This window comes from Clostridium sp. OM02-18AC (genome assembly GCF_003481825.1).
Classification (GTDB): Bacteria; Bacillota; Clostridia; order Lachnospirales; family Lachnospiraceae; genus Brotaphodocola.
On record NZ_QULW01000031.1, the window covers coordinates 1 to 6,543 of the forward strand.

General features: G+C 40.8%; 8 protein-coding genes. 6 read left to right on the top strand and 2 right to left on the bottom strand.

What is annotated here, in order from left to right:
• Positions 1–161: 161 nt before the first annotated feature.
• A complete protein-coding gene (locus DXB18_RS15730) occupies positions 162–1,601 on the top strand; it encodes a repa (protein ID WP_117614347.1) in 1,440 nt (479 codons plus the stop codon).
• Between the two features lie 40 nt (positions 1,602–1,641).
• On the opposite strand, the gene DXB18_RS15735 is transcribed toward DXB18_RS15730, so the two are convergent.
• Together DXB18_RS15735 and DXB18_RS15740 are read right to left on the bottom strand one after the other, a co-directional pair.
• Positions 1,642–2,844 (bottom strand): hypothetical protein, encoded by a 1,203-nt coding sequence (locus DXB18_RS15735; RefSeq protein WP_117598675.1) that lies wholly within the window; start codon positions 2,842–2,844, stop codon positions 1,642–1,644.
• A 75-nt stretch (positions 2,845–2,919) separates the two neighbouring features.
• Complete coding sequence (locus DXB18_RS15740; RefSeq protein WP_154315233.1) at positions 2,920–3,369, bottom strand: hypothetical protein; 450 nt, start codon at positions 3,367–3,369, stop codon at positions 2,920–2,922.
• Positions 3,370–4,387: 1,018 nt separating this feature from the next.
• On the opposite strand from DXB18_RS15740, the gene DXB18_RS16060 reads away from it, so the two are divergent.
• From DXB18_RS16060 to DXB18_RS15765, 5 genes are read left to right on the top strand one after another with little or no spacing between them, the layout of a single operon-like run.
• On the top strand, positions 4,388–4,576 hold the full coding sequence (locus tag DXB18_RS16060) for a hypothetical protein (RefSeq protein ID WP_147331599.1): 189 nt from the start codon (positions 4,388–4,390) through the stop codon (positions 4,574–4,576).
• On the top strand, positions 4,573–4,821 hold the full coding sequence (locus DXB18_RS15750) for a hypothetical protein (protein ID WP_117598674.1): 249 nt from the start codon (positions 4,573–4,575) through the stop codon (positions 4,819–4,821). Before DXB18_RS16060 ends, DXB18_RS15750 begins: the two co-directional genes overlap by 4 nt.
• On the top strand, positions 4,818–5,138 hold the full coding sequence (locus tag DXB18_RS15755) for a MobC family plasmid mobilization relaxosome protein (protein ID WP_117598673.1): 321 nt from the start codon (positions 4,818–4,820) through the stop codon (positions 5,136–5,138). Before DXB18_RS15750 ends, DXB18_RS15755 begins: the two co-directional genes overlap by 4 nt.
• The gene (locus DXB18_RS15760; protein WP_117614348.1) at positions 5,099–6,208 is read left to right on the top strand and encodes a relaxase/mobilization nuclease domain-containing protein; all 1,110 of its coding nucleotides are present in this window, start codon (positions 5,099–5,101) and stop codon (positions 6,206–6,208) included. Before DXB18_RS15755 ends, DXB18_RS15760 begins: the two co-directional genes overlap by 40 nt.
• Positions 6,198–6,464, top strand: coding sequence for a hypothetical protein (locus tag DXB18_RS15765; RefSeq protein WP_227212186.1), 267 nt, complete (start codon positions 6,198–6,200; stop codon positions 6,462–6,464). The genes DXB18_RS15760 and DXB18_RS15765 overlap by 11 nt, the downstream gene beginning before the upstream one ends.
• The last annotated feature ends 79 nt before the right edge of the window (positions 6,465–6,543 follow it).

The following is a 6,543-nucleotide window of genomic DNA, read 5'->3' on the forward strand; positions in this document are numbered from 1 at the left end:
AGGTGCAAAAAACTCATTGATAAGATTAGCGGTCAAGGCGAGAGGGAGTGAGGTGTAAAGATTGACATCAAAAAGTCATTCATTTATACTTGGAAAAAGGTGCAAAAAACTCATTGATAAGATTAGCGGTCAAGGCGAGAGGGAGTGAGGTGTAAAAGACTATGGCAAAATACACCAAAAGGAGAGATAAAAGAGCGTATGAATGGAAGTCTGCTTATCGGGAGAAAGAAGCCCTTATGCTGGAGAGGGGATACCCGGAAGTAAGTCCTCATGATTTCTATCGGGAGTTGTTTCCAGCTGGTAGTCTCCAGCAAGAGCCGGAGGACGGAAAAGGTAATATTATAGCGACACAGATTAGACCGTCCGGCAAAGGAAGAACCCGACAGTGGGTAATTGATGATAGTCTGAAAATGTTGGATAAGGTCGTAGGAGATAGGTTTGGGCTGATACCGCCTATTAGTTTTTACGGAAAGTCACACACGAAAGAGAACGCTCATGAGCTGTTTGCGGTGGTGGTGGATGTGGATTATGTAGGTAAACAGCAGTTAAAGAACCTGTTGAAGCAGTTTGGGAATGGTGTGCAGCTTCGTCCGACTTATCTTGTCAGCTCTGGCAAGGGAGTACATCTTTACTATTTCTTGCAAGAGCCGGTTCAGTTGTATCGAAACCGGGAAGAAGTACTTGCGGAGCTGAAAGAAGCCTTTATCCGGCGGCTATGGAATGATACCAGCTCTATCCGTCCGGACAGCCCGGATATAACCGGAATTTATCAAGGGTTCCGGTGTGTGGGGAGTCAGTCGAAGCTGGGTGCAGATTTCCCAGTAAAAGCCTATAAGCTGTCAGAGAATCGTTACACGCTGGAGGATATAAAAGCCAGCATACCGAGCTGTAAGGTAGACCTTGCTCCGTTGTATGAGAAGCCGAGAAGAAAAAGTACCGTTACGTTGGAAGAAGCAAAGGAGCTGTACCCGGAGTGGTATGAGAAACGGATCGTGCAGGGAGAGCCGAAGCAGAAAAGTAAGAAGCAGGGCGGTACGTGGGTATGTAATGAAGCTTTATATGAGTGGTGGAAACGGAAAATAACCGAGGAAGTGAAAGCTGGAGGGCGTTACTTTTCCATTATGGCATTGTGTTCTTATGGATTGAAGTGTGGCATATCAGAGTATAAGATAAGGCGAGATGCTTATGCGTTTCTGGATCATTTAGAGAGCCTTACCGAGGACGAGGACAACCATTTCAGCCGGGCAGATGTGAAAGACGCTCTCCGGGCATTGAAAGGGGACAGAAAAAGGCTGTCAACGATAGCAAGTCGGGAATGGATAGAGGACAATACAAAGGTAACGATACCAGCAAATAAGCGGAATTATAGAAAGCAAAAAGACCATATAAAGGTTATGAATACTATGAAAGCTCTAAAAAAGCAGTTAGGAGAAGAAGTAAGGGAGGGGAGACCAAAAGGGAGCGGAACAGCGGAGCATACTGTCAGAGAATGGCAGGAGAGACATCAAACAGGAAGGAAAGCAGATTGTATTCGGGATACAGGACTTGCAAAGCATACTGTTTATAAGTGGTGGAAAGATATAAACAATGAAAATATATAGGGAAAAAGGAGTTATTTAATAGCTCCTTTTTCCCTACTGTCTATTGCTGAAGATTTGAGGAAACATGAAGGAATTTTGATAAAAAAAGATAATTTATCAGATATATTAAAACCAAGGTTATTATTCCAATAATGATGCTAATAGGCAATATTTTTTTTATAAATAGTGTTGCAAGAGACGTTCCTAAAAGAAACGCAGATCCATATGGAATAACAATATTCAACATAAAAATTTTATTATGTTTTTTTCGTAAGGTTGATTGATTACAAATTGATTTTAGAATGTGGTTAAATAAATACAAACATAGTATATTTAGTAAAATAAAAATAATCAAAAAACCAATGATGAAAAGTATATGATGTTTTTGTATAAATAAAAGTAATTCTATATGTTGTATTTGAAAGTTATCAATACCAACTAAAGAAAAGTCTGAAAATCCAGTTTCGTCAGATATAGACTTTATATTTTTTAAAATTTGTGATTCCTCAACAAATGGTAGTAAATCACAATTTATCATAGCAAAGTATAATAATGATTCAAATTGAAAATTAGTTTTGTCCACTTCCCAAAGAGTGGAAGGGTAAGGAATAAGCATATAAGTATCCAAAGTGATATTAGATGTATTTTTATAATTTATAGAACAATCTGTTTCTATAAATCCGATAACTTCAAAATTAGTATTTTTACTATAATAATTTCCAGTAATTATGTCTCCGATTTTATAAAAAGATTTATATTCAGAACCCAATAGAACAGGAATCGAGTTATCTTTATATGATATACTATTCCATGCAATTTCGGAATTTCCCTCAACTTCTATATTATAAAAATCATAAGCTTTTTGATTAAGTTGTAACGCTTTTATATTTATTGTAGGAGACTGACTATTATCAATAAATTCATCAGAATTATAATAAAAGCGTTGGTCTCCATTAAAGTCATCTACAGCGATAGCCTGATTGAATGAGGTTAAAACATCGAAGTTACTTGATGCATTTAATGTGTTATAGAAGTTTGCTAATATATTTATGTTTTGATTGTCTGTTCTAAAATTATAAAATTCATCTGGATCATAAAAATTGTCAACCATTTTGTAAAAATCATTTTGTGATGAAAGTGTTTTAAATCCACCATTGCTTTGCGGAATAGAAGCGATGAAAGGAACAAATACACCTGACAAAGTAAAATATATTGAAAAAATAATAAAAGAAAATAATGTTATAAAATATTTTTTAGTGTTCATAGAAGACTCCTTAAAAAGAATATAGTAAAAAAAGCAAAGGATTTTACAATCCTTTGCTTTTTTGTTTGTGAAGAATCAACTTCCGTAATAGGTTCTAGCAGATCCTAAAGTATCACCGTTAAAACTCCACCAAGGAGATATTGCTTCTGTTCCGTCAGTTCCCCATTGACGTCCAGAATCAGTAAGAATTGCACCCCAGTCTTCCATTCTTGCTCTTGTGTAGTGATATTTTCCAACCCAAGTAGTCCAACCATGTGCTCTTTTTTGAGATGTACCATTGTGTGTACGTTCTTCTGCTTTACCTGTATGTTTTGGAGAAGCGTATGTAGTGCCATCCTCCATTGCTTTTGAATATGCTTGAGGATTAACAAAATAACCATCTTCTTCACTCCATCCACCTATTGCGTTAGATTCAGAAGTAACAACTGAAGTTTCCGGTTCAGCAGCAAAAGTGGTTACTGGATTAAGTGCTAGTACAAGACCTAAACTTAAAATAGAAACACCGAAACGCTTGAATTTGTTCATAAAAAAATCCTCCTTTTCTTTGTAAGTTTTTTAAAAAGTTTATCATAGGAAACATATAAATATCAATATGCCGAATAAATAAATAAAAAAAAAAAAAAAATGTATAAAATGCATAAAAATAAAAATTGCGGAGAAAATTGAGTGATACGTATAAAAAATATAATAATTGCGTAAACTTGATTTGCCTGAGAGCATATGCTATAATGGCAATAGCTAAGAAAAGATATAATGTGTCACGTAGACACAAAACGAACCCCCAGTAGCAGCCACTACTGGGGGTTCTTCTCATTTTACGGTTGAGCTTCCGTTAGGCTAGTTGTCGCTGTCATCTCCGTCTAACCATTTGCAAATATAGTAGCCAACTACACTTGCCAGTACGGAAACAAGAAAAGATATAATTTCTGACACGTAGACACACCCCCTTTCTGTTGCCAGAATGGGTGCGACAACGCTGGATATTATATCATAAAGACAGAAATGCTACAAGAAGACATTTCCCCTTGTTTATCATCAAAGCCATAAGAAAAAGAGTGTCAAGGGCGGTTATAGACCGCAGCGTTTACCCTTGATACTCTTTTTTGGTTGGCTATAATGCCGGAGGGGAAAACGGCTGTCCGTCCGTTCCGTTACTTCCCCCTGTGCTTCATTGTCCGTTCCGGCGGAAGAAAGTAAAGGGTGGTCTGCGACCATTTTTATCTGCTGTACTCGCTGATCGGCAAGTCGAAGCTCATACTGCAGATAAAAAACAAGCCCTTGACTGTCTCCCGCCTACACTTCCAAAGTCACCCAAGAGGAAGTAAGCTCCACTATATTCTTGGCAGAATATACGCATGAATATATCCGCTTGACAGAAGTGCTACCACTATACTATAATATGTGTAGCGGATATATTGCAAGTTCCCTAAAGTGTTACCACTTTAGAACTTCTGAGGGTGGCAAGCCCCCCTTCAATCCCCCTTTTAAGCGAGCCGACAGGCTCATTATGCGGTGGTGCTACCACCGAGAAAGTGAGGTCAGCATGGATAAGAAATATATCGAAAATCAGTATCGTCTAGCGGTGTTGGACTTCCAGACCGCCCGGAACGAAGATGAACAGTGGGAAGCAAGAAAGACTATGGCAAGGCTGGAGCAGATAGCCGCACAGGAATACGGTTTTGAATACGCAGATGAACTGCACGAAAAAGAAATAGGGAGGAAAGGACTATGAAAGTTGGAAAGTTCCAGATTGGAAGATACCATGCCATCATCAGAAAGAGCTATGCGGACGGAAGCGTGGACTATGAAACGTCCTTTTCCGACCATGCCGATTTAATGGAAAGTGTGTACTGTCTGAGGTTGTGTATCGGGAAAATGGTAGGGATTGCTACAGATACCCCGAAAGTCCTTACTGGGGTGCAGGTTATCCGGGGAAAGGAGAACATTGTCCGGGAACTGGAGGGAAAGCAGCCATGAATAAGACAAGACCTAAACAATTATCATTCCGGGTAAGTGAAGAAGAATACCAGCAGTTGCAGCAGAAGATTTCAGAGAGTGGAAAGAACCAACAGGAGTATATCCTTTCCTGCGTGCTGGAGAAGCAGATCGTGAATACGGACGGTATCAAGGAACTTATCCCGGAACTGAAACGGATAGGGAACAACCTCAATCAAATAGCAAAGCGGTGTAATGAGGGGGGAATGTTGCCGAGTGAAGCGGAAGTGCGGAAGCATGGAGAGGAGCTGAACAAAGTATGGCAGTCATTAAGGCGGTATCTTCAAAGGCGGGCATAGGGCATGCCATAGATTATGTGACGAAAAAAGAAAAGACAGAGGAGAAGCTTGTAAGCGGTCTGCATTGTGAGCCGGAGACAGTCAAGGAAGAAATGCAAGCCACAAAGGAACTGTGGGGCAAGACGGACGGAAGAACCTATAAGCATTATGTACAATCCTACCATGAGGACGAGGAAATAACCCCGGAGCAGGCTCACAAGAACGCTGTCGAGCTGGCAGAGCATACAAAGGCATGGAAAGGGCATGAAGTTCTGATAGCCACTCATATAGACAAGGGGCATATACACACGCACTTTATTGTCAATTCCGTAAATTATGAGGACGGTCATAAGCTCCAATGGAGTAAGTACGACCTTAAAGACCTAAAGGAACGGTGCAACGAGCAGAGCCGGGAACAGGGCTTGCATGTGCCGGAGAAAGGAAAGACCTTTGCTGGAGAAGTCCGGGAAGAAACGGTGGCATGGAGCAAAGACACCTACCAGCTTTTGAAACAGGCAGAGCAGGGAAAGGTCAGAAGTTATGTGCAGGATATTGCCCTTGCGGTGCTGGATTGTAAGGAAACAGCGACCAGCCGGGAAACCTTTATCCGGCTGATGAATGAAAGAGGGTACGGAGTGGACTGGCAGGACAGCCACAAGTACATCATATATACCGACTTAGCCAGGGAACAGGCAGGAGAAAAGGCTTGTAAAATCAGGGATAACAAGCTGGAAAAATACTACAATATGGATTTCGGAAAGGAGAGCATGGAGCATGAGTTTGAGAGAAATGCACGAACAGCAGAAGCAGAGCAGTCCAAGAGAGCAGCTTCAAGAGTTAAACCGACAGAGCCGGACAGAGCTGGAAAACAGTCTGCTCAAAGAAGCGTTGGCGATGTCGAGCGAGAACTGCGAGGAATTGATGAAGCAGTCAAATCAAGAACAAGTAAGGGCAGAGCAGAACAGGCAGAGAGACGCAGAGCAGAACAGGAAGCTCATCAGCGAGCTGAAGCAGAGCGTAGATCTGCTGAAGAACAGCAACGAACTTCTTCAAGACGCTATATCGGACGAGGTTGGGAGCTTGAAAGATGAGGTTAAGGAAAACACCGTCCAAGAGGTTAGAAAGGCGTTACAGGCGAATATAGAGGCTATACAGAGGGCTACAAAGCTTCTTGAGAAGCAGTCTGATACACTTACGAGCGTGATGAAGCAGAAGATCCGGGAGCTGGAGGAAAGCAAAAACAACTTTTTCAGATATGAGGGTTTGAAACTGTACTTGTTTTGGGGCGGTATGGTCTGTAATATTTTAGTATTTCTTATGCTAGCGTCTAGCATGTTTGGTAGGTAAAAATATATCTAGTTAGATTAAAAAAGGTGCAAAAAACTCATTGATAAGATTAGCGGTCAAGGCGAGAGGGAGTGAGGTG